This is a genomic window from Micromonospora sp. WMMD964 (genome assembly GCF_029581455.1).
Lineage (GTDB): Bacteria > Actinomycetota > Actinomycetes > Mycobacteriales > Micromonosporaceae > Micromonospora.
The window spans coordinates 3,338,427-3,359,848 of sequence record NZ_CP120860.1 but is presented as its reverse complement, the minus strand read 5'-3'; the positions used below and the strand labels follow the sequence as shown (position 1 = coordinate 3,359,848).

The following is a 21,422-nucleotide window of genomic DNA, read 5'->3' as shown; positions in this document are numbered from 1 at the left end:
CCGTGGAGCCGGTAGATGTGGCGTTCGCGCTGGTCGGTGTGGGCGCTCTGCTCGCGGGCATCCTCCCGCGGATCCTGGAGCAGCGTCCCCTGTCCATGCCGATCGCGTTCCTCGCCCTCGGCATGCTGGTGTTCCTGCTGCCGGTGGGGCTGCCGACACCCGACCCGCTGGCCCACCCGGAATTGGCCACCCACCTCACCGAGATCGGCGTGATCGTCGCGCTGATGGGCGCCGGGCTCAAGATCGACCGACCGTTGAGTTGGCGGCGGTGGTCCTCCACCTGGCGGCTGTTGGCGATCGCGATGCCCCTGTGCATCGCGGCGGTCGCCCTGCTCGGCTGGTGGTGGGCGGGGCTGGTCCCGGCCGCCGCCCTGTTGTTGGGTGCCGCGCTGGCCCCGACCGACCCGGTGCTCGCCGCCGACGTGCAGGTCGGCGAGCCGACCGATGTGGAGGATTCCGAGGACGAGGTCCGCTTCGCGTTGACCTCCGAGGCCGGGCTCAACGACGGGCTGGCGTTCCCGTTCGTCTACGCCGCCATCGCCATCGCCTCGACCAGCCTCGCCCCCCGCGAGTGGTTCGTCGAGTGGTTCACCGTGGACGTGCTGTGGAAGGTCGGCGTCGGGGTCGGCGGCGGTCTTCTCATCGGCTGGCTGCTGGGCAAGTTGTTCTTCCGCGCTCCCAGCGAGCTGCGGCTGGCCCGGCACGCCGAGGGTTTCCTGGCGCTGGCCGCCACCTTCCTGGCGTACGGGCTGGTGGAGGTGGTCGGCGGGTACGGCTTCCTGGCGGTGTTCGTGGCCGCCCGGGCGATCCGGGCCGCCGAGCGGACCCACGAGTTCCACTCGGTGCTGCACGACTTCGCCGAGCAGGTCGAACGGCTGCTCACCCTGGTGCTGTTGCTGCTGCTCGGCGGCGCGATCGTGGGTGGTCTGCTGATCCCGTTGACCTGGTCGGCCGCCGCCGTCGGGTTGGCGCTGGTGTTCCTGGTCCGGCCGCTGGCCGGTTGGCTGTCGCTGCGCGGGGCGCCGGGACGACCGGCCGAGCACTGGGTCATCTCGTCGTTCGGCATCCGTGGCGTCGGCTCGTTCTACTACCTCGCGTACGCCACCACGAAGGCCGACTTCCCGCAGGCCGAGCTGCTCTGGGCGACCGTCGGCCTGGTGGTGCTCGTGTCGGTCGTGGTGCACGGCATCACGGCGACCCCCGTGATGCAACTGCTGGACCGGGAGGGTGAGCGGACGTCCGACCCGGCCGAGCGGGACACCGACGCCCGGCCCGTCGCGGCGGCCGGTTAGGGCCGGGTGTCAGGCCAGCCGGGCGACCAGGGCCCGGCCCAGGTCCCGCCCCGAGCGCCAGGCGGTCTGCACCTGCGGCTTGCCGAACGCGTCACCGGCCAGGCCGATCCCGTCGCCGTCGAGGTGATGGGTGGCGTCGTCGGTGCCGGTGGTCGTCGGCTTCGCGTACGTCCAGCGGTGCACGTGCACCTCGACGGCCTGCTCGGGGAGGCCCAGGAGGTCGCGGACGGCCTGCTCGATCGCCGGGCCCGCCCCGGTGGGCTGGGCCAGGTGACCGGCGGCGAACTCCGCGACGGTGTGCGCGACGAGCACCGGTGCCCCGTCACCGCGCCGGTCACCGTCGTCGCAGACGAGGCTGAGCACCGGATGGTCGTTGACGAACGCGCCCCGGAAGTCCGGCCACCGCCGGGTCGGGAAGCGCAGCACCGCGGCCATCGTCGGCGACCAGCCCTGGGCCTGGACCGCCCGGGTGGCGTCGAGCAGGGCGGGGTCGAGCAGCAGGGCGGCCTGCGGGCCGGGCATGGCCAGGGCGACCGCCGCGCACGACTCGCCGTCGACGGTCGGCCCCGGCTCGACGGTGAGCACCAGCCGGTCGACCGTCACCGGCACCGCGCCCGCCAGGTGTTCGACGAGCGACCGCAGCCCGCGCGGCGCGGCGAAGCGCATCGGGCCGGGCACGTCCCGCCGCCCGTCGCGGTCGTACGACTGGAAGGTGTCGGTCCATTCGCGCACCAGGCCGGCGGCGCGCCACTGCTCGACCACGTCGACGAAGTCCGGGTCGGTGGCGGTGAAGTACGCGGCGCCGATGTCGGCGGGCCGACCTCCGAAACGTTTGCTGGCCATCCGGCCGCCGCAGACGTGCCCCCGCTCCCGGACCTGCACCGGCACCCCGGCGCGCACCAACTCCAGCGCGCAGGCCGTCCCGGCGATGCCCGCTCCGACCACCACCACACCCGACCGGTCCACAGTCATCCGATGATCGTAGGCGGCGGACGACGACCAGGATTTCGCCCCAAGCCCCACGACCACGACCACGACCCACGACCCACGACCACGCCCCACGACCACGACCCACGGCCCACGGCCCACGGCCAAGATCCGAGCAACTTCCCGGATGTTGCTGTCTCAGAGCAGCCGGAGACAGCAACATCCCTGATGTTGCGCGGATCTTGGCGACGAGCGCCCGGGACGAGCGGGCGGCGGCAGGCGGCGGCAGGCGCGAGGACGGACGGTGGCGGGCGGGACCGGGACCGGGACCGGGCTGGGCCGAGGCCGGGGCCGGGGCCGGGGGCGGGGGCGGGGCCGGGGCGCATGAACCGCCGATGATCGGGGTACTGGCACACCTGTTCGAAGGAAGGGTGATGACGATGACGGACCGCGACAACCAGCAGGCCGACCAGAGCGCCGCGATCAAGGACCCGGACGAGTGGGTCACCGGTGACGAGCCGCCCACCGCGGCTCAGGAGTCCTACCTGGGCACCCTGGCCCGGGAGGCGAACGCGGAGATCCCGGCCGACCTGACCAAGGCCGAAGCCTCCAGGCAGATCGACGAACTCCAGGCCCGAACCGGCCGAGGCCAGTAGGACCCCGTTGATCATGGAGTTGTGGTGGCCGATTCGATGCGATACAAGCAGATTGTCACCCACCACAACTCCATGATCGACGGCGCAGGACCGCGCGTGCACGGGTCGCGCAGGACCGCACGTGCGCAGGTCGCGCAGGACCGCGCGTGCACGGGTCGCACGGTCAGTCCCGGGTGACCCGGTGCAGTGTCACCTCGGTCAGGTGGCCGGCGCTGATCGTGGCGGTGAGGTAGGTGGCGTGCGGTTGGGAGCGCCGGTCGGTGGGCGACCCGGGGTTGAGCAGGCGCAGCCCACCGGGCGCCTCGGTGTCCCAGGGGATGTGCGAGTGACCGAAGACCAGCAGGTCGACGTCGGGGAAGCGGGCCGCACACCGCTTCTCGCGACCGGTTCGTTGGCCGGTCTCGTGCACCACGGCGACCCGTAGGCCGTCGAGGTCGACCCGGGCCACCTCCGGCAGCCGGGCGCGCAGCGCCGGCCCGTCGTTGTTGCCGTACACCCCGACGAGTCGGCGCGAACGCGCCGTCATCGCGTCCAGCAGCGCCTCGTCCACCCAGTCACCGGCGTGGATGACCACGTCGGCCGCCTCGATCGCGGCCCAGAGCGGGGCGGGCAGGTCCCGGGCCCGCTTCGGTACGTGGGTGTCCGCCGTGAGCACCAACCGCATGCCGGCATTCTCCCTCGCGCCCCGGCCGTCGGCCGGGTGACGCGCGCCGGCAGTCGGGTGGTTCAGCGACTTGCCGGGCTGAAGTGTTTCGGTGGCATGCCCAGGCCGCGCAGGGCCGGGTCACGCTCGACGTCGGTGAGCACACCGGCGGCGTTGATCAGGCCGATGTGCGAGAACGCCTGCGGAAAGTTGCCGACCTGCTCCCCGGTCAGCGGATCGATCTGCTCGGCGAACAGACCGAGGTCGTTGACCCGCGCCGCCAACCCCCGGAACAGCTCGTGCGCCCGCTCCCGGTCACCGGCCAGCGCCAGGCAACTCACCAGCCAGAACGAGCAGATGAGGAAACCGGCCGGGTCGCCGTCCCAGCGCCGCAACAGGCCGTCGTGCGACAGCCGGTCCTCCACCGCCTGGATCGTCGAGCGCATCCGCGGGTCGTCGGCCCGGAGAAACCCCACCAACGGCATCACCAGCACCGACGCGTCCAGCTCGTCGGAGTCGAAACTCCCGGTGTACGCCTGGATACGCTCGTTCCACCCCCGTTCGAGCACCTCGGCGCGTACCTCGTCGCGGGCGGCCGTCCAGCGGGCCACGTCCTGCGGCTCGCCGAGCCGGTCACCGAAGCGGACCGCCCGGTCGAGCGCGACCCAGCACTGCACCTTCGACGACACGTGGTGGTGCTCGACGCCACGTTCCTCCCACATCCCCGCGTCGGGCAGATTCCAGTCCCTCGCGGCCTGGTCGGCGAGCACCCGGAGGACGTGGCGTACCTCCTGATCCAGCGGCACCAACCTGTCGCGCATCAACCAGGCGGCATCCATCGTCTCGCCGAAGATGTCGGTCTGCCGCTGCTGCCAGGCGTCGTTGCCGATCACCACCGGCGGGCTGTCGCGGTACCCGCCGAGCTGCTCCAGGCGGTGCTCGGTGAGGTCCCGTTCGCCCAGCACGCCGTACATGATGGGCACCGGCTTGTCGTCGACCCGGCCCATCGCCCGGCCCAACCAGGCGAACTGCCGCTGCACCTCGGTCACGCACGACGAGCGCCACAACGCCCGCAGGGTCAGACTGAAGTCGCGCACCCAGACATAGCGGTAGTCGTAGTTGCGGTCGCCGCCGAGCTTCTCCGGCAGTGAGGTGGTCACCGAGGCCACCACCGCACCGCTCGGACCGTACGTCATGCCCTGCACCACCAGCCGGCTGCGCCGCACGTGCTCGGGGTAGAGCCCGTTGTACGGATGATCCTCGGCCCAGGAGCGCCATCCGGCCACCGTGTCGGCGATGGTCTGGTCGGCGTCCGGCACCTCCGGCAACGGCGAGTCGTAGGTCGGGGCGTACCCGAGGGTGAAGTTGTGTTTCGTGCCGGCGCGGACGGTGAACGTCGCGGTGGCCTCGCCGTCGCCGGGAGTGAACCCCACGGTGCACCGCAGGGTGAGTCGGGCGGCACCGGCGATGGCTTCCAGCATGTCGTCCCGCTCGACCAGGTACGCGATGGTCCGGCCGTACTCGAAGCGCGGCCGGTAGTGCGACCGCATCGGCACCTCACCGGACAGCCCTTCCACCGAGCGGACCAGCACCTGCGGCGAGTCCATGCCGATGTCGTGACCACGGGAGCCGGGCTCGAAGGCGAGCGCGTCGGTGAGCGCCACCTCCCCGTGCGCGGTGCGGAAGACCGTCCGCAGCACCAGGGTGTCGTCGAGGTAGCGGCGCTCGACCGTGAAGTCGCCCTCCGGGCGGATCGACCAGTGCCCGGCGCCGTCGTCGAGCAGCCGCGCGAAGACCGACGGGGCGTCGAACCGACCCGGGCACCACCAGTTCACCGAGCCGGTGTGATCCACCAGCGCCGCGCTGCGGCCGTCGGCCAGGAAGCCGTAGTCGCTGATCTGTCCGCTCCGCACCCGAGTGTCTACCCGGGCTGGTCGGACCCATGCCCGCGCGTCGGCGGGCGAAGCGCGCCGGTCGGTGTTACCGCCGGCCGTGGGCGGGAACCCCGGGAGCTGACGAGGGAGGATGCTCATGACGTCAGCTTCGGGGCCGACCGCCGCGTGGCGGCCCGGCACACAGGGTGGCGACCTGCTTCCGTCCGGGCCGGCCGGCCGCCTGTCGACACCGGCCGGAGACGGCCACGGGCCGGAAGCCGGTCCGCCGACCGTGACGATCGGTTCGTACCCGGACTATCCGGCCGCGCAGCGGGTGGTCGACTATCTGGCCGACAACCGTTTCCCGGTGGAACACAGCGCCATCGTCGGCACCAACCTCGCGCTCGTGGAGACGGTGCTCGGACGGATGACCACCGGTCGCGCCGGCCTGCTCGGCGCGGGCACCGGCGCCTGGTTCGGGCTCTTCATCGGCCTGCTGTTCGGCATCTTCACGGTCGGCAACTGGTTGGCGGTGATCCTGGTCGGCCTGGTCGTCGGGGCGATCTGGGGTGCCGTGTTCGGCGCGGTCGCCCACGCCATGACCGGCGGGCAGCGCGACTTCACCTCGGCCAGTTCGCTGCGCGCCGGCCAGTACGCGGTGACCGTCGACGCACAGCTCGCCGACCAGGCCCGCCAGTTGTTGGCACGGATGCAGGTGCCCGGCGCGAACGCCCGCTGAGCCACGACCTGACGACCGGCCGTCCCGGCAGTACGCCGGGGCGGCCGTTCAGTCGTGGTACGCCAGCTCACCCGCGCGGATGTCGACCTCGACCCGGTTCTCCGGCGGCGCCAGTGGGCAGGCCCAACGGTCGTCGTAGGCGCAGCTCGGGTTGTAGAGATAGTTGCCGTCCAACCGGACCCGGTCGCCGGGCAGCAGTTCGACGCCCCGGCCGAAGGTGCCCTTCACCGTGTCGGTGAGGTACCGCCCACCCCCGTAGGTGTCCTGCCCGCAGGTGCCGTCGCGCACCGGCACGAACAGCCCACCCCCGTACGCCTCGATCCACCACAGGGTCAGCGGGCCCCACGGCGTCTCGGCCACCGCCACCCGCCGGTACGCGACCACCCCGTCCGGGCCACCGGTGTCGATCCGCAGCTCGCCGCCGGCCGGCCGCAGCGGTGCCTCCACCACGGCGTCCGGGTTGGCGGGGAAGTAGCGGACCCCGGTGAAGTCGGCTCGCTCCGCCGGTGGGATCGGACTCTGCGGGTGGGTGGCGAACAGCTCGTCGCGCTGCGCCCGGAAGCCGGTCAGGTCGACGTCGGACAGGTACAGCCGGGCCACCCGCTCCCGCCAGTCGGCCAGTTCAAGATGATCCACGTCGTCGAGCCTATGCCGCGGTGGTCGGCCACCTCACCGGGACGGCCAGTTGCTCAGCAGGGCGTCGAGGGCGTCCAACGTGCGGGTCCACGAGTCGTCGGTCGTCCGGGGGGTGTGCCGGAAGCCGCCGGTCTTCTCCAGGCTGACGAACCCGTGGAACGTGCTGTGCATCATCCGCACCGCGTCGGTCTGGTCGGGCTCGGCGAGGCGGTAGCCGCGCAGGATGGCCCGGGTCATCTCCGCGTGCCGGGGGCCGGCGCTCGCCATGGCGGTCTCCGGGTCGAGGTCGATCTGCATCGCGGCGTACCGGCCGGGGTGCTGCCTCGCGTAGTCCCGGTACGCGTTGGCGAAGGCCACCAGCGCGTCCTTGCCGGCGCGACCGGCGAGGGCGCCGGCGACCCGGTCCGCCAGTTCCTCCAGGGCCAGCAGGGCGATCCGGACGCGCAGGTCCCGCGCGTTCTTGAGGTGGAAGTACAGGCTCGCGTCCTTCACCCCGAAGTGGCGCGCGAGCGCGGCGACCGTCACGTTCTCCACGCCCACCTCGTCGGCCAGCTCGGCGGCGGCCAGCGTGAGGCGCTCGGCGGTGACCCCGGCACGTGCCATTCAACACACTCCCCTAGTTTTTCACCTAGGATGACTAGGCTATTGCCTATGTTAGTCCATTCCGAGTCCGCCATCCGCGCTTCCTTCGTCAACACCACCCAGGGCGAGGCGAAGCGGCTGGCCGTACCGAACGACCTCGACGGACGACCCTGGGACGATCTCGACTTCCTCGGCTGGCGGGACCCGGCCGCACCGCAGCGGGCCTACCTGGTGGCCGAGGCCGACGAGGGGCTGATCGGGGTGGCGCTGCGGGTGGCACCCCAGCAGACCGGGCGGGGCCGACGCAGCATGTGCTCGCTCTGCCTGACCAACCACAGCGGCGACGGCGTCTCACTGATGACCGCCCGCAAGGCGGGGCCGGACGGGCGGCAGGGCAACTCGGTCGGCGTGTACGTCTGCTCCGACCTGGCCTGCTCGCTCTACCTGCGCGGCAAGAAGCACGCCGGGCCGCGCATGCACGAGACGCTGACAGTGCCCGAGAAGGTCGAGCGCACCCGCACCGCCCTCACGGCGTTCCTCCGCAAGGTCACCGAGTGAGCCGGTGATCCGCCGGGTCGGTCGCCAGGCGGGCGTGCAGGTGCTCGTCGTAGCGGCGGCCGTCGCCGTACCGGTACGACTCGCGCAGCGTGCCCTCCGCCCGGTAGCCGGCCCGGTCGGCCACCCGGCAGGAGGCCGGGTTGGCCACCGCGTGGCACAACTCCACGCGGTGCAGCCCGAGGTCGGCGAAAGCCCACCCGGTGAGCCGCCGGACTGCGCGCACCGCCACGCCACGCCCGCGCGCCGACGGGACCGTCCAGTAGCCGATGGACGCGTCGCCGTCGTGGATGCGGTGCAGCGACACCGAGCCGAGCAGGCCGCCGTCGACCGCCGAGGTCACCGCCATCGAGGCGTGGTCCCCGGCGGACCAGTCGGCGCGGCGGCGCACCCAGGACAGCGCGACCTCGTCGTCGATCGGGCCGCCGCCCTGCGGGTTCCACTGGGCGATGGCCGGGTCGCGCAGGGCGTCGCGCACCGCCGGGGCGTCCTCGTCCCGCCAGGGACGAAGCAGCAGGTCGTCGGTGGTGAGGTGTACGTGTTCCACGAGGCCGGAGTCTGACACATCGCGTACCGACCGCGCCGCCGCATTGTCGGCCACTTCTTTCAAAGCTGCACGAAACGCCTGCCGCATGCCGAAAAGGTGACCCAGGCAACGCGCGAGAGCACTAGTTAAATTTTGAACTAGTGCTATCGTCATCCGCATGACCGAGAGCCTGGACAGCACCCGAGAGGCCGCCTGGCGGGCCTACATCGAGGCCAGCCAGCGTCTCTACACCCAGCTGGAAGAAGACCTGCGCGCCGAGAGCGACCTCAGCTTCGCCGACTACCACGTGCTGGTCCTGCTCTCCGAGGCACCGGGACAGCGACTACGGATGGGCGAGCTGGCCAGCCGACTCATCTTCTCGCCGAGCCGACTGACCTACCAGATCTCCTCGATGCAGCGCCGCGGCATGGTCAGCAAGGAGCCCTGCCCGGACGACCGACGCGGCAGCGAGGCGGTCCTCACCGCCGCCGGGCTGCTCGCACTACGGGAAGCCGCACCACACCACCTGGCATCGGTGCGCACCCACCTGATGGACGACCTCGACGACGCCGAGGTCGCCTGCCTCACCCGGGTCTTCGGCCGGATCGGTGACCGCCTGCGGGCGTCCCGGTCCGGTTCGACCACCCATGCCACGAGCTAGGAGCATTCGATGCCCGCAATCACCGTCGACAACGTTCTCGTCCTGCCCCGCCTGCCCCGGCTGGCGGAGTCCACCACCTTCCGGCCGGTCCGCACGGTGACCACCGCGCCCAGCGGCTTCGAGGGCGAGGGCTTCCCGGTCCGCCGGGCCTTCGCCGGGGTGTCGACCACCGACCTCGACCCGTTCATCCACCTCGACCAGATGGGCGAGGTCGACTACGCGCCGGGCGAGCCGAAGGGCACCCCGTGGCACCCGCACCGCGGCTTCGAGACCGTCACGTACATCATCGACGGCGTCTTCGACCACCAGGACTCGCACGGCGGTGGGGGCACCATCACCGACGGCGACACGCAGTGGATGACGGCGGGCAGCGGCCTGCTGCACATCGAGGCGCCACCGGAGCACCTGGTGATGAGCGGCGGGCTCTTCCACGGCACCCAACTCTGGGTCAACCTGCCCCGCTCGGCCAAGATGAACCCGCCCCGCTACCAGGACATCCGGGGCGGCGAGTCGGCACTGCTCACCACCCCCGACGGCGGCGCGCTGATCCGGGTCATCGCCGGTGAGATCGCCGGGCACCGCGGGCCCGGTTCGACCTTCACCCCGATCACCATCACGCACGTCACCGTGCAGCCGGGGGCGCAGGTCGACCTGCCCTGGCAGCCCGATTTCAACGCCCTGGTGTACGTGCTCGGCGGGCGCGGCACGGTCGGCACCGACCGGCGGCCGGTGCGTACCGGCCAGCTCGCGGTGCACGGTCCGGGTGACGCGCTGCGGTTCACCGCCGACCCCGCACAGGACGGCAACACCCCGGCACTGGACCTCTACATCATGGGTGGCCGGCCGATCCGGGAGCCGGTGGCGCAGTACGGCCCGTTCGTGATGAACACCCGGGACGAGTTGATCCAGGCGTTCGAGGACTTCCAGGCCGGCCGCCTCGGGGTGATCCCCAGCGAGCGTCTGCCGCACACCGGCGGCCAGGGCACCCGGCCCTGACCACAGGTCACCACCGCTGTCGGCGCCGACGTCCCCGCGTCACCTCCGGGGCGTCGGCGCCGCCTCAGGAGACCGCGAAGATCCCGGCGACGCCCAGAATCACCATCAGCAACACCGCTACCAGCGCACCCCGTTCGCTCTCCACCGCCTGCTCGCGGTCCTCGGTCACGGGGTTCGTCGTGTCGCGGGGCATGGTGTGGCCTCCTCGGCTGTCGTCGCGTCGCTGGTCGATGGCGTTGGCCGGGTCACTGGTCCTCCGGCCTGGCGTGCACACGGGGGTCGGTCGTCCTACCGTGAGGACGTTGCCGACCTCCAGGAGGGCTGGACGGTGCCGTTGCAGGACTGGTTTCTCACCGCTGAGGAACGCGCCAACCCGGTGTCTGGGTTACCCGTCTGGACCACGGGAAACCTCGCCGAGCCGTTGATTCACGGTGCCGCGTACTTCGACCGGCTGGTCGAGGAGGTGCAGGCGCTGGGCCCCGGTGACCACCTGTTCTTCACCGACTGGCGGGGTGACCCGGACCAACGGCTGCGCCCGGACGGCCCGACCGTGGCCCAGCTCTTCGCTCAGGCCGCGCAGCGCGGCGTGGTGGTCAAGGGGCTGATCTGGCGTTCGCATCTCGACGTGCTGGCCTACAGCGAGGCGGAGAACCGCGACCTCAGCGAGACGATCTCGGCAGCCGGTGGTGAGGTGCTGCTCGACCAGCGGGTCCGGCGCGGCGGTTCGCACCACCAGAAGCTCGTCGTGTTGCGGCATCCGGGCGCACCGGAGCGGGACATCGCGTTCGCCGGCGGGATCGACCTGTGCCACAGCCGCCGCGACGACGCCGATCATCGTGGTGACCCGCAACCGGTGCAGATGTCCCCCCGTTACGGACCCAACCCGCCCTGGCACGACGTCCAGCTCGCGGTACGCGGCCCGGTGGTGGGCGCGTTGGACACCCTGTTCCGGGAACGCTGGACCGACCCGATGCCGCTGGACTCGGAGAACCCGGTGGCCTACCTGCGGGACCGACTGCGCGGCACGGACCTGCGCCCGGACCCACTGCCCGAGCAGCCGGCCGACCCACCGCCCTGCGGTCCGCACCAGATCCAGGTGCTGCGCACCTACCCGGCCGTCCGCCCCCGCTACTCGTTCGCGCCCGACGGCGAGCGGACCGTGGCTCGGGGTTACACCAAGGCGGTACGCCGCGCCCGCCGACTCATCTACCTGGAGGACCAGTACCTCTGGTCCGCCGAGGTCGCGGACCTGTTCGCACACGCGTTGCGGGACAACCCGGAGCTGCACCTGATCGCGGTGGTGCCGCGACACCCGGACGTGGACGGCCGGCTGGCGCTGCCGCCGAACATGGTCGGGCGGGAGCAGGCGCTGTCGCTGTGCGAACGCGCCGCACCGGACCGGGTGCACGTGTTCGACGTGGAGAACCGCTCCGGCGACCCGGTCTACGTGCACGCGAAGGTGTGTGTCGTCGACGACGTCTGGGCCAGCGTGGGCAGCGACAACTTCAACCGCCGGTCCTGGACGCACGACAGCGAGTTGTCCTGCGCGGTGCTCGACGACACCCGGGACCGGCGCGAGCCCACCGATCCCGCCGGGCAGGGGGACGGCGCCCGGGTCTTCGCCCGGGACGTGCGGCTGCGGCTGTGGCGCGAGCACCTGGACCGGGACCCGGACGGCGCGGACGACGCCGACCTGCTCGACCCGGCGGACGCCGTCGCGGCGGTCACCGCCGCCGCCGACGCGCTCCAGCGGTGGTACGACGGTGGTCAGGTGGGCGAACGGCCGCCCGGTCGGCTGCGTCCACACCGCCCCGAGCGGTTGCCGTGGTACACCCGGGCCTGGGCGTTGCCGGTGTACCGGCTGGTCTACGACCCGGACGGCAGGCCACTGCGGGCGAGGCTGGCCGGCACCTGGTGAACCGGCCGGATCGGCTCCGGGGCGGCGACCGGGTGCACGGTCAGGCCGCCCGGGTACGCGAACGAGGAGCGCGGCGCGTAGTAGCCGAACCCGATGGTCAGCGGGTTGGCCGGGCGGAGCGCGTACAACGGGTGCCCCGGCTGGAGGAACTCCACCGACTCGATCTCGAACGGGGCGACCGGCTCGGCGATGAAGGGGTACACCGAGCTGAGCAGCTGACCGTCACGACGGGTGAAGTAGCGGTGGTGCCCGCTGCTGATCACGTGACCGGTCTGCCCGACGCGGCACCGGGCCTGGATCACCGTCGTCCCGTCGATCTCCGTTTCGGAGAGCAGGTCCTCGCCCCTCACCTCGATCCTCGTCCGCCCGGCGAGCACCGGGGCGCCCCGGGCGGCGGCGTACTCACGGACCCGCCGGCTGGAGGCCACGTAGTGGCTCCACCAGCCGCCCGGGTTGAGGCCACCGGGGGCGTCCACGCCCACCAGTGAGACCCCGAGGTAGGTCAGCGAGTACGCGCCGAAGCCGGAGGTCTGTGTCTCGTCATCGACGATGTACTGGTTGAGGAACACCTGGCGGTCCGGGCGGGGGCACAGCCCCGGCGGAACCAGTGCGGCGACAGCGTCCGGGTCCGCCGGCAGCCAGCTGAAGTAGAGCGTTCGACTGTTCACGACGAGCTGGGGAGCGGCTGGATCGAGCACGGTGCCTCCGAACCGGGTGTGTACCCGCGACGCTACGGCCGGTCCCGCCAGCGGGACAACGACGGATAGGCGACACTGCTGCCCCGATGTCGGATTTCATGTTGACCGGTTGGCGGCCTGGCACGACCGCACGGTCAGGCCGGACGGATGACCGGATGACGCGACGTGGCCGGAGAGAACGGGTAAGGATCCTCACAGCCCGACCGACTTATGTCGGCTTTGCGCCTTTTGTTGCTCAACACACCTTAAGTACATCAGCCTTTCGGCTAGATTTCTGCGAGACGATCAGGCTAAGGTGACTCCCGAACGGCCCATAGAAAGCTAAACCAAAGAGTCACACCTTTTTTGTCCGCGGACGAGGTGCAGGGAGGACCACCCATGACCGCGCCAACGATTACCGAGCAACCGAGCACCGCCGTCAAGGCCACCACCAAGCTCGACCCGCGCGCTCTCACCGACAGCGCCGCCGACCTGCTCAACGCCATGGCCGCGCTGCCCGCCAACCACCCGTCGCGCGCCGCCCTGCGGGACCGCGCGATCGAGGCCTGGCTGCCGCTGGCCAACCACCTGGCCCACCGCTACAGCGGGCGCGGCGAGCCCACCGACGACCTGGCCCAGACCGCCGCTGTCGGCCTGATCAAGGCCATCGACAAGTTCGACCCCTCCCGGGGTGTCGACTTCGCCGGCTACGCGATCCCCACCATCATCGGCGAGCTCAAGCGGCACTTCCGGGACCGCACCTGGGACATCCGCGTGCCCCGCCGGCTCCAGGAGCTGCGGCTGGCCATCTCCGACGCCAACAGCTCGCTGCTGCAGACCCTCGGCCGCTCGCCGACGGTCGCCGACATCGCCGCCCACCTCAAGCTCACCGAGGAAGAGGTCCTGGAGGGCCTGGAGGGCGCCCGCGCGTACAACGCGGTGTCGCTGTCCACCCCGACCGGCGACGGCGAGCGGGCGACCGAACTGGGCGACATGCTCGGCGGCGAGGACAACGAGTTCGAGCTGGCCGAGCTGCGGGTCGCGCTCGGCCCGGCGCTGGCCACCCTGGACGAGCGCGAGCAGAAGATCCTCACGCTGCGCTTCTACGGCAACCTGACCCAGTCGCAGATCGCCGACCAGATCGGCGTCTCGCAGATGCACGTCTCGCGGCTGCTGACCCGGGCGCTGACCAAGCTGCGCGGCCAGCTGGACGGCACGTACTGAGCACCTGACGAAGCGGAGGGCCGGGTCCGTGGACCCGGCCCTCCGCTCGTCTCCGTGTTGTCACGCTGACGTGACAGCGGGTGCGGGGCGGTGTCAGTTCCCCGCCGGTTCCCGCCACATCGGCCAGAACGGTGTGCCGTCGGGCACCCGGAACGGCTCGCCCGCCAGATAGCCGTGCCTCGCGTACAGGTCTCGGCTGCGAGGGCTGCTCGCCTCCAGGTACGCGGGCATCCCGTTGGCGTCCAGCCAGGCGTGGTGGTGCCGCATCAACGCGCTGCCCAGCCCCTGCCCCTGCCGATCCGGCCGGGTCGCCAGGAAGGCCAGGTGGTGGTGGTCCGGGTGCGGGTGGTTCGCCGCGAACAGTTCGTCCAGGTGCTGGAACCGGTCGGTCCACTCACCGCAGGCGGCGGCCAGTCGGGTGTCGTAGTCCGCGGGTGGCGGCGCCGGCTCGCCGACCGACGGGAACCAGACCGCCACCGACGCCCGGTCCTCGGTGGCGTGCACCATGCCGTACCGCATGGCATGGCCGACCAGGATCTCGAAGTCCCCGGCCAGCACCGCCTCCCGCTTACTCGCGTCGGGCACCAGCCAGTACGTCACCTCCAGCACGGTGAACGCCTCGGCGATCCGACCCGCCACGAGAGCGGTCTCCTCCGGCCCGAGCCGCTCGATGACCACGCTCATCGGGTCGCCTCCGCGGTGGGCTGCGCCGACGGCGTGACGACGGCGGCGCTGCTCGCCGCGCCCAGACCGATCCGGGCGTACGTGTCGGGGCGGTTGCCGCGCAGCACCAGCGCCCAGCCGATGCCCAGCAGGGCGGCCACCGGGTACACGGCGGGCAACGCCCAGCGCAGGGTGGAGTCCGGCGCGACACCGAGCAGGTTGGCGAAGTTCGACACCGCCAACCAGATGATCACGAAGAGCGCGATGGTGGCCAGGCTGGGCGCGACGGCCCGCCGCCACACGTTCTCCCCGCCGTCGGAGCGGGCGAAGTAGGCGATCACCGCGACCGAGGTGGTGGCGATCAGCAGCAGTACGCCGAACCCGCCGGTGGTGCCGCCCCAGAAGAACAGTTGGACCACCGGATCCCAGCCGTTGACCGCGTACACGAGGATGACCACCAGGCCGAGGACGCTCTGCGCCACCGAGGCCGCCCGGGGCGCGCCGGACCGGGCCGAGGTCTGCCCGAACACCGCGGGCAGCACCCGCTCGCGGCCCAGCGCGAACGTGTAGCGGGCCGTGGTGTTGTGAAACGAGATCATCGCGGCGAGCACCGAGGTCAGGAAGAGCACCTGCCCGATGGTGACCACGGTGTCGCCGAGATGCGCGGCGGCCAGGTTGAAGATCAGCCCGACGCTCTGCTCGCCGGCCTCGGCGACGATCTGGTCCGGACCCACGGCGACCGCCATGGTCCAGGACGACAGCGCGTACAGCCCCGCGATGATCACCACTGACAGGTACGTCGCGAGTGGCACCGTCCGCTTGGGATCCTTGCTCTCCTCGCTGAAGACCACTGCGGACTCGAAGCCGACGAAGCCCAGGATGGCCAGCACCAGCACGGCGCCGACACCCGGCACGAAGAGGTTGTCCGGTGCGAAGCCGGCGAAGCTGACCTGGTCGCCGGCCGGGTTGCCGATCTGCCCCAGGTCGAAGACGAGGATCACCACGATCTCGGCGACCAGCAGCGCGGCCAGGACCAGACCGTTGATGTCCACCCGGAGCAGGCCGAGCAGGCCGACCAACGCCCACGCCACCAGGGCCACGACCGCCCAGTGCGGGTGCCCGCCGAAGATCCGGTCGAGCACCGGCTCGGCCGCCGCGCCGATGGTGCCGTAGAGCCCGACCTGCAACGCGTTGTACGCGATCAACGCGACCCAGGAGGCACCCACGCCCACCGGTCGCCCGAGACCACGGGAGATGTAGGCGTAGAAGGCGCCGGCGTTCTCCACCCGGCGCGACATCGCCACGTAGCCCACCGAGAACAGGGCGAGCACCGCGGCGACCAACAGGAAGGCCAGCGGGATGCCGGTCACCCCGATGACGCCGTAGCCGGTGGTGACGACGCCGGCGACCACGGTCAGCGGCGCGGCCGCGGAGAGCACGAAGAAGATCACCGAAGGGATGCCGAGGCGGCCTCGGGCCAGGGCATCGGAGACGTTGCTGGGTCGGTCGACTGTCGATGTCGGGGGCATACGACTACTCCGGTCGTCGAGGGGGAGGGGCAGGGGTTACCGGGGAAATCAGGGAATGCCGCGCAGCACGGCGGCGCCGACGGCGGCCTCGGTGTGCCCGACCAGTTCCTTCAGCGGCGCCGGCAGTGCGGGGATGAGGACGTTCAGCCGGTGGTGGGCGCGCGGACCGGCGCTCCACAGCACCTCACGGGTCAGCCCCGCGGCCACGACGAGACCGAGCAGCAGGGCGTCCGGCACGTTCGGCGGGTCGGGCCGCTCCAGCAGCGCCCGTAGCCGGGTCGCCGGCCAGGCCACCGCGTTGAGATCGATCGGCAGGTAGGTGACCGAGGTACGCAGCAGCCGTCGACTCTCCTGCCGACGCAGCACGCCGGCCCGGGCCAGGCGCTCCCCCACCGAGGTCGTCGCGCTCTGCGCCAGGAAGCTGAGCCAGGTCCGCAGCTCCTGGTGCTGGGGCTCGCCGATCAACTGGTCGAGCACGGTGTGCGCCAGCGCGTCCGCCGGCGGACGGCGGTCGATGACGGTGACCTGCCCGCCCGACACGGTGATGTGTCCGTAGAGGATCAGCTCGCCGAGCAGCCCGCCGGCCAGCCCGAACCCGGTCGCCGCGGGGTGCAGCTTGGCCTTGCCACGACTGTCGTTGTGGGCGATCAGGAAGAACTCGTCGGCGATGAGCAACGGTCCTCCCGCACAGGTGTGTCCACAGTGTTCGTGACCGGGAAAGGATGCACCGAGAGCTATTGCAACGCAACTCCCAGATTTGAAAGTTGCACTCCGTGCAGGCACGACCTGCGGATCTTGGTCTGTCAGACTCGGACAGTGACCGCCACCCCCACCAGCCGACCCGCCGCCAGCCCGACCGTGCGCCGCCGACGCATCGCCCGGGAGCTTCGCCAGCTCCGGGAACGCGCCGGGATGACCCTCGACGTGGCCGCCCGCCAGCTCGACATGTCGAAGAGCAACCTCTCCCGGATCGAGACCGCGCAGATCGGCATCAAACCCCGCGACGTCCGTGCCGCCCTCGCCCTGTACGAGGTCACCGGCTCGGACGCGGAGGCCCTGATCGAGATCGCCCGAGGGGCCCAGCAACGCGGCTGGTGGCAGAACTACAGCGACGTGCTGCCCGAGTGGTTCGAGTTCTACGTGGGGCTGGAGGCCGAGGCGGCGGCGTTGCGCACCTACGAGGCCGAGTCGGTGCCGGGGCTGCTGCAGACCGAGGCGTACGCGCGGGAGATCTACCGGCGTACCGCCGGTGAGGACGGCCTGGAGCGCAAGGTCGCCGCCCGACTGCACCGGCAGGAGGTGCTGCGCCGCGAGAACCCCGTCCACCTCTCGGTGGTGCTCAACGAGGCGGTGCTGTTGCGCCCGGTCGGCGGTCCCGCCGTGATGGCCGAACAGTTGATCCACATGAGCCGCATCGCACAGTTACCCAACGTGACAATTCAGGTACTTCCCTTCGCGGCCGGCGGCCATCCCGCGATGAGCACCCCGTACGTGATCCTCAACTTCGCCGACGCCGCCGACGCGTCCGTGGTTTACCTGGATAACCTCACGATGGGGTTGGCTCTGGAGGAGGCCGACCAGGTGCTCGGGTATAGCCTTCTGCACGAGGAGCTGTGCCGGATGGCGCTCGATCCGACGGCGTCCTTGACCCGTCTTTCGGATGCTTCTCGTAACTTTGCGTGACCGCTTCGGCGGCACGCCGACGCAGACGAGAGGTACCACGGATGACCGCGCACGACCCGACCCGAGCGGCCTGGCGCACCAGCACGCGCAGCAGTGGCAACGGCAACTGCGTGGAGGTCGCGACAGCCGACGGTCGAGTCGCCGTACGCGACAGCAAGGACCGGACCGGCCCGGTGCTCGCCTTCGGCCCGGCCGCCTGGCGGGCCTTCGTGTCCGGCGTCGGTGAGGTCCGTCGCCGCTGAGGCGTCTCCGCCGGTGCGAGACTGGGCCGTGCTCTCCGACGTGACAGTGGACCTGCCGGTACGCCCGGTGCTGCCGGCGCTGGTCGCGGCACTCGACACGGCCGGCACCGCCGTCCTGGTGGCCCCGCCGGGCACCGGCAAGACCACCCTCGCGCCGCTGGCCGTGGCCGACCGGGTCACCGGCCGGGTGGTGATCGCCCAGCCCCGTCGGGTGGCGGCCCGCGCCGCCGCCCGACGGATGGCCGAGCTGCTCGGCGAGCGGGTGGGCGAGCGCGTCGGCTACGCGGTCCGCGGCGAACGCCGGGTGGGGCCGCACACCCGGGTGGAGGTGGTCACCACCGGTCTGCTGCTCCGCAGGCTGCACCACGACCCGGAGCTGCCCGGCACGGGTGCCGTGCTGCTCGACGAGTGCCACGAACGACAGCTCGACGCCGATCTCGCGCTGGCCTTCACCGTGGAGGCCCGGGCCACCCTCCGGCCGGACCTGTGGTTGCTGGCGATGTCCGCCACCCCGGACACCGACCGGTTCGCCGCGCTGCTCGGCGGGTCCGCCCCGGCCCCGGTGGTACGGGCCGACTCGGCTCTGCATCCGGTGACGCGGATCTGGTCGCCGCCGCCACGCCCGATCGCCCCACCCGGGGCCGGGCCGGTGGACCGGGCCCTGCTCGACCACGTGGCGGCCACCGTCCGGCGCGCCTTGCGCGAACGCGACGGCGACGTGCTGGTCTTCCTGCCCGGGGTCGGCGAGATCGCGGCGGTCACCGGCCGGCTGGCCGACCTGCGGGAGACCGTCGCGCTGCTGCCGCTGCACGGCCGTCAACGCGGCACCGAGCAGGACGCCGCCCTGCGTCCCGCCGATCGACGCCGGGTCGTGCTGGCCACCGCGCTCGCCGAGACCAGCCTGACCGTCCCGGGCGTGCGGGTCGTGGTGGACGCGGGGTTGTCCCGGGTGCCCCGCATCGACCTGGCCCGAGGGCTGGGCGCGTTGGTCACCGTGCCGGTCTCCCGAGCCGCCGCCACCCAACGGGCGGGCCGGGCCGGTCGGGAGGCTCCCGGGTACGTCTACCGGTGCTGGTCCGAGGCGACCCACGAGCGGCTGCCCGCGCGCCCCGAACCGGAGATCGCCACCGCCGACCTCAGCGGCTTCGCGTTGGAGCTGGCCGCCTGGGGTCGGCCGGACGGTGTCGGGCTGGCGCTGCCCGACCCGCCACCGGTCGCCGCCATGACGGTGGCCCGGGACACGCTGCACACCCTCGGAGCGGTCGACGCCGAGGGCCGGATCACCGCCCGGGGACGGGCGATCGCCGCCGCCGGGGCGCACCCCCGACTGGCCCGGGCGCTGCTCGACGGCGCCGACCGGGTCGGCGCCGACCGGGCGGCCGAGGTGGTCGCCCTCCTCGCCGAGGAGAGCGTGGCCGGCCCCGGCGACGACCTGGTGGCCGGCTGGCGTCGGCTGCGAGCCGGTGTCGACGCGGGCGCGACCGCCCGCTGGCGCATGGAGGTACGACGGCTGCGGGCCGCGCTGCCCACCGATGGGGCGAACGGTCGGGCCACCGACTCGGCGGGACGGGCCACCGTGGGTGCGTTGAGCGACGATCTCGCCGCGGGGCTGCTCGTCGGTCTGGCGTACCCCGAGCGGTTGGCCCGGGTGCGTCGGCCGGGCGGCTCGGCGTACCTGATGACGGGCGGGACCGCCGCGGACCTGACGGCCGGCTCGGGGCTGGCCGGTGCCGACTGGCTGGCGGTGGCCGTCGCGGACCGCACGCCCGGCGCGCGGGCGGCGCGAATCCGCCGGGCCTCGCCGGTGGACGAGGCGACGGCCCGGGAGGCGGCGGGCCCACTGCTGCGCACGGAACGGGAGGTGGGCTGGGCCGACGGGGACGTGGTGGCCCGGGAGGTGACCCGGCTGGGCGCGATCGAGCTGGTCCAGCGGCGACTGGACCGGCCGGACCGGGCCGAGGTGGCCGAGGCGTTGCTCACCGGTCTGCGTCAGGAGGGCCTGGGCCTGCTGTCCTGGACGCCGTCGGCGCGGGCGCTGCGCGAGCGGCTCGCGTTCCTCCGGCACCACCTCGGCGACCCGTGGCCGGACGTCGGCGACGAGACGTTGCTCGACGCGGCGCCGACCTGGTTGGGGCCGGAGTTGGCAGCCGCCCGACGCCGCGCCGACCTGGCCCGGGCGGATGTGACGTCGGCGCTGCGCCGGCTGCTGCCCTGGGCGCTGGCGGCCAAGCTGGACGAGGTGGCCCCGGAGCGGATCGAGGTGCCCAGCGGGTCCCGGATCCGGGTGGACTACACCGACCCGGCCGCGCCGGTGCTGGCGGTGAAGCTCCAGGAGACGTTCGGTTGGGCGGTGGCACCACACGTCGGCGACGGACGGGTGCCGGTGCTGCTGCACCTGCTCTCCCCCGCCGGTCGGCCGGTGGCGGTCACCGCCGATCTGGCTTCGTTCTGGCGCACCGGCTACCCGCAGGTCCGTTCCGAGTTGCGTGGACGCTATCCACGGCACCCGTGGCCGGAGGACCCGGGAACGGCGACGCCCACCCGGCACGCCACGCCACGGCGGCGCTGACCGTCGGCGCTACTCCTCCGCGACGTCGGCCACCACGACCGTGACGTTGTCCGGCGCGCCGGCGTGCAGCGCCAGGTCGATGAGCTTGCCGACGCACTCCGCCCGGTCCGGGTAACCGGCGAGCACCTCGGTGAGGGTGTCCGGACGGACGACGTTGGAGAGCCCGTCGCTGCACAGCAACCACCGGTCGCCGGCCCGGGGCACCATCGTCGCGTACGACGGGGAGACCTCGTCGCCCTGCAACGCCTGGGTGACCACGGCGCGTCGCGGGTGGCTGCTGGCCTGGTCCGGGGTGATCACGCCCTGGTCCACCAGCATCTGGACGAACGTGTCGTCGCGGGTGACCTGCTTGAGCACGCCGTCGCGGTACAGGTAGGCCCGGGAGTCGCCGACGTGCGCCAGGGCCAGGCAACTGCCGGTACGGGCGAAGAGCAGGGCGGTGAGGGTGGTGCCCATGCCCTGACGCTCGGGATCCTCGGCGACCGCCTGGCGGATCCGGGAGGTGGCCAACGCGATGCCACCTTCGAGCGCGGCCACCAGGGCGTCCTCGGGTGTCTCCACGTCGAGCGGGGCGACCGCGTCGATGGTGAGGGCGCTGGCCAGGTCGCCGGCGGCCATCCCGCCCATGCCGTCGGCGACGGCGACGAGCCAGGTGCCGGCGTGCAGGGCGTCCTGGTTCCCGCTGCGGATCAGCCCAGGATCGCTCGTTCCCACGGAACGCAGCTTCAGGGTCATGGGAGGCAGCCTGCCAGGCGAAGGGCGCAGTTGTCTCTAGGAGATCAGGACGACGGCGCGTGGCGCGGCCAATCTCACGTCTTGGTGCCACCGCG

The 21,422-nt window shown here is 72.2% G+C and carries 23 protein-coding genes; 11 read left to right on the top strand and 12 right to left on the bottom strand.

All coding sequences use genetic code 11. The features are described from left to right. The first annotated feature begins 2 nt into the window (after positions 1-2). Positions 3-1,292 carry a cation:proton antiporter gene (locus O7616_RS15575; protein ID WP_282261035.1) on the top strand — a complete coding sequence of 430 codons (1,290 nt, stop codon included), beginning with the start codon at positions 3-5 and terminating at the stop codon, positions 1,290-1,292. Positions 1,293-1,301: 9 nt separating this feature from the next. Here the strand turns inward: O7616_RS15575 and O7616_RS15570 are convergent, their stop codons facing one another. After that, the gene (locus O7616_RS15570) at positions 1,302-2,243 is read right to left on the bottom strand and encodes an FAD-dependent oxidoreductase (protein ID WP_282307645.1); all 942 of its coding nucleotides are present in this window, start codon (positions 2,241-2,243) and stop codon (positions 1,302-1,304) included. A gap of 416 nt (positions 2,244-2,659) precedes the next feature. Here O7616_RS15570 and O7616_RS15565 point away from each other — a divergent pair, with 416 nt between their 5' ends. After that, entirely contained in the window at positions 2,660-2,875 is a 216-nt protein-coding gene (locus tag O7616_RS15565) for a DUF3072 domain-containing protein (protein WP_282264607.1), read from the top strand. Positions 2,876-3,038: 163 nt separating this feature from the next. On the opposite strand, the gene O7616_RS15560 is transcribed toward O7616_RS15565, so the two are convergent. Together O7616_RS15560 and O7616_RS15555 are read right to left on the bottom strand one after the other, a co-directional pair. Next, positions 3,039-3,539: a metallophosphoesterase gene (locus O7616_RS15560; RefSeq protein WP_282307459.1), complete on the bottom strand. Its 501-nt coding sequence runs from the start codon at positions 3,537-3,539 to the stop codon at positions 3,039-3,041. Positions 3,540-3,601: 62 nt separating this feature from the next. Further along, a complete protein-coding gene (locus O7616_RS15555) occupies positions 3,602-5,431 on the bottom strand; it encodes a glycoside hydrolase family 15 protein (RefSeq protein ID WP_282307457.1) in 1,830 nt (609 codons plus the stop codon). A gap of 118 nt (positions 5,432-5,549) precedes the next feature. On the opposite strand from O7616_RS15555, the gene O7616_RS15550 reads away from it, so the two are divergent. Then, a complete protein-coding gene (locus O7616_RS15550) occupies positions 5,550-6,131 on the top strand; it encodes a general stress protein (RefSeq protein ID WP_282307456.1) in 582 nt (193 codons plus the stop codon). Between the two features lie 48 nt (positions 6,132-6,179). Here O7616_RS15550 and O7616_RS15545 read toward each other — a convergent pair whose 3' ends face one another. Together O7616_RS15545 and O7616_RS15540 are read right to left on the bottom strand one after the other, a co-directional pair. Then, the gene (locus O7616_RS15545; protein WP_282307454.1) at positions 6,180-6,767 is read right to left on the bottom strand and encodes a DUF1684 domain-containing protein; all 588 of its coding nucleotides are present in this window, start codon (positions 6,765-6,767) and stop codon (positions 6,180-6,182) included. 33 nt (positions 6,768-6,800) lie between these two features. Then, positions 6,801-7,370, bottom strand: a complete 570-nt coding sequence (locus tag O7616_RS15540; RefSeq protein WP_282307453.1) for a TetR/AcrR family transcriptional regulator — start codon at positions 7,368-7,370, stop codon at positions 6,801-6,803. A gap of 48 nt (positions 7,371-7,418) precedes the next feature. On the opposite strand from O7616_RS15540, the gene O7616_RS15535 reads away from it, so the two are divergent. Further along, the gene (locus tag O7616_RS15535) at positions 7,419-7,907 is read left to right on the top strand and encodes an FBP domain-containing protein (RefSeq protein ID WP_282261043.1); all 489 of its coding nucleotides are present in this window, start codon (positions 7,419-7,421) and stop codon (positions 7,905-7,907) included. Here O7616_RS15535 and O7616_RS15530 read toward each other — a convergent pair. Further along, entirely contained in the window at positions 7,897-8,451 is a 555-nt protein-coding gene (locus tag O7616_RS15530; protein WP_282261044.1) for a GNAT family protein, read from the bottom strand. The genes O7616_RS15535 and O7616_RS15530 overlap by 11 nt on opposite strands. Before the next feature lie 157 nt (positions 8,452-8,608). Between O7616_RS15530 and O7616_RS15525 the strand changes: the two genes are divergently transcribed. Together O7616_RS15525 and O7616_RS15520 are read left to right on the top strand one after the other, a co-directional pair. Further along, entirely contained in the window at positions 8,609-9,091 is a 483-nt protein-coding gene (locus tag O7616_RS15525; RefSeq protein WP_282261045.1) for a MarR family transcriptional regulator, read from the top strand. Between the two features lie 9 nt (positions 9,092-9,100). After that, the gene (locus O7616_RS15520) at positions 9,101-10,087 is read left to right on the top strand and encodes a pirin family protein (protein ID WP_282307451.1); all 987 of its coding nucleotides are present in this window, start codon (positions 9,101-9,103) and stop codon (positions 10,085-10,087) included. 64 nt (positions 10,088-10,151) lie between these two features. Here O7616_RS15520 and O7616_RS15515 read toward each other — a convergent pair whose 3' ends face one another. Further along, positions 10,152-10,280 carry a hypothetical protein gene (locus O7616_RS15515; protein ID WP_282261047.1) on the bottom strand — a complete coding sequence of 43 codons (129 nt, stop codon included), beginning with the start codon at positions 10,278-10,280 and terminating at the stop codon, positions 10,152-10,154. A 135-nt stretch (positions 10,281-10,415) separates the two neighbouring features. On the opposite strand from O7616_RS15515, the gene O7616_RS15510 reads away from it, so the two are divergent. Next, positions 10,416-12,005: a phospholipase D-like domain-containing protein gene (locus tag O7616_RS15510; protein WP_282307449.1), complete on the top strand. Its 1,590-nt coding sequence runs from the start codon at positions 10,416-10,418 to the stop codon at positions 12,003-12,005. On the opposite strand, the gene O7616_RS15505 is transcribed toward O7616_RS15510, so the two are convergent. Then, positions 11,954-12,673, bottom strand: coding sequence for a hypothetical protein (locus tag O7616_RS15505; RefSeq protein ID WP_282307448.1), 720 nt, complete (start codon positions 12,671-12,673; stop codon positions 11,954-11,956). The two genes, O7616_RS15510 and O7616_RS15505, sit on opposite strands and share 52 nt — an antisense overlap. Positions 12,674-13,081: 408 nt before the next feature. Here O7616_RS15505 and O7616_RS15500 point away from each other — a divergent pair, with 408 nt between their 5' ends. Further along, positions 13,082-13,906: a SigB/SigF/SigG family RNA polymerase sigma factor gene (locus O7616_RS15500; protein WP_282261050.1), complete on the top strand. Its 825-nt coding sequence runs from the start codon at positions 13,082-13,084 to the stop codon at positions 13,904-13,906. Between the two features lie 93 nt (positions 13,907-13,999). On the opposite strand, the gene O7616_RS15495 is transcribed toward O7616_RS15500, so the two are convergent. The 3 genes from O7616_RS15495 to O7616_RS15485 are packed head-to-tail and all read right to left on the bottom strand — an operon-like array spanning position 14,000 to position 16,773. Next, positions 14,000-14,590 (bottom strand): GNAT family N-acetyltransferase, encoded by a 591-nt coding sequence (locus tag O7616_RS15495; protein WP_282307447.1) that lies wholly within the window; start codon positions 14,588-14,590, stop codon positions 14,000-14,002. Then, a complete protein-coding gene (locus O7616_RS15490) occupies positions 14,587-16,098 on the bottom strand; it encodes an APC family permease (RefSeq protein WP_282307446.1) in 1,512 nt (503 codons plus the stop codon). The genes O7616_RS15495 and O7616_RS15490 overlap by 4 nt, the downstream gene beginning before the upstream one ends. A 48-nt stretch (positions 16,099-16,146) precedes the next feature. Next, on the bottom strand, positions 16,147-16,773 hold the full coding sequence (locus O7616_RS15485; RefSeq protein ID WP_282261053.1) for a GPP34 family phosphoprotein: 627 nt from the start codon (positions 16,771-16,773) through the stop codon (positions 16,147-16,149). A 183-nt stretch (positions 16,774-16,956) separates the two neighbouring features. Between O7616_RS15485 and O7616_RS15480 the strand changes: the two genes are divergently transcribed. Genes O7616_RS15480 through hrpB form a run of 3 tightly spaced genes read left to right on the top strand, consistent with a single transcriptional unit; the run spans position 16,957 to position 20,592 of the window. Continuing rightward, the gene (locus tag O7616_RS15480) at positions 16,957-17,781 is read left to right on the top strand and encodes a helix-turn-helix transcriptional regulator (RefSeq protein WP_282307644.1); all 825 of its coding nucleotides are present in this window, start codon (positions 16,957-16,959) and stop codon (positions 17,779-17,781) included. A gap of 41 nt (positions 17,782-17,822) precedes the next feature. Beyond that, positions 17,823-18,023, top strand: coding sequence for a DUF397 domain-containing protein (locus O7616_RS15475; RefSeq protein ID WP_282261054.1), 201 nt, complete (start codon positions 17,823-17,825; stop codon positions 18,021-18,023). A gap of 28 nt (positions 18,024-18,051) precedes the next feature. Continuing rightward, a complete protein-coding gene (gene hrpB, locus O7616_RS15470; RefSeq protein ID WP_282307642.1) occupies positions 18,052-20,592 on the top strand; it encodes an ATP-dependent helicase HrpB in 2,541 nt (846 codons plus the stop codon). A 9-nt stretch (positions 20,593-20,601) separates the two neighbouring features. Here the strand turns inward: hrpB and O7616_RS15465 are convergent, their stop codons facing one another. After that, positions 20,602-21,327 (bottom strand): protein phosphatase 2C domain-containing protein, encoded by a 726-nt coding sequence (locus O7616_RS15465; protein WP_282307445.1) that lies wholly within the window; start codon positions 21,325-21,327, stop codon positions 20,602-20,604. Between the last annotated feature and the right edge of the window lie 95 nt (positions 21,328-21,422).

Excerpts from the sequence above, each read along its gene's own strand:
- O7616_RS15565 (WP_282264607.1), top strand. The coding sequence starts at position 2,660 with ATGACGGACCGCGACAACCAGCAGGCCGACCAGAGCGCCGCGATCAAG.
- O7616_RS15560 (WP_282307459.1), bottom strand. The coding sequence starts at position 3,539 with ATGCGGTTGGTGCTCACGGCGGACACCCACGTACCGAAGCGGGCCCGG.
- O7616_RS15500 (WP_282261050.1), top strand. The coding sequence starts at position 13,082 with ATGACCGCGCCAACGATTACCGAGCAACCGAGCACCGCCGTCAAGGCC.
- O7616_RS15525 (WP_282261045.1), top strand. The coding sequence starts at position 8,609 with ATGACCGAGAGCCTGGACAGCACCCGAGAGGCCGCCTGGCGGGCCTAC.
- O7616_RS15535 (WP_282261043.1), top strand. The coding sequence starts at position 7,419 with ATGTTAGTCCATTCCGAGTCCGCCATCCGCGCTTCCTTCGTCAACACC.
- O7616_RS15540 (WP_282307453.1), bottom strand. The coding sequence starts at position 7,370 with ATGGCACGTGCCGGGGTCACCGCCGAGCGCCTCACGCTGGCCGCCGCC.
- O7616_RS15475 (WP_282261054.1), top strand. The coding sequence starts at position 17,823 with ATGACCGCGCACGACCCGACCCGAGCGGCCTGGCGCACCAGCACGCGC.
- O7616_RS15515 (WP_282261047.1), bottom strand. The coding sequence starts at position 10,280 with ATGCCCCGCGACACGACGAACCCCGTGACCGAGGACCGCGAGCAGGCG.
- O7616_RS15495 (WP_282307447.1), bottom strand. The coding sequence starts at position 14,590 with ATGAGCGTGGTCATCGAGCGGCTCGGGCCGGAGGAGACCGCTCTCGTG.
- O7616_RS15520 (WP_282307451.1), top strand. The coding sequence starts at position 9,101 with ATGCCCGCAATCACCGTCGACAACGTTCTCGTCCTGCCCCGCCTGCCC.
- O7616_RS15490 (WP_282307446.1), bottom strand. The coding sequence starts at position 16,098 with ATGCCCCCGACATCGACAGTCGACCGACCCAGCAACGTCTCCGATGCC.
- O7616_RS15550 (WP_282307456.1), top strand. The coding sequence starts at position 5,550 with ATGACGTCAGCTTCGGGGCCGACCGCCGCGTGGCGGCCCGGCACACAG.
- O7616_RS15465 (WP_282307445.1), bottom strand. The coding sequence starts at position 21,327 with ATGACCCTGAAGCTGCGTTCCGTGGGAACGAGCGATCCTGGGCTGATC.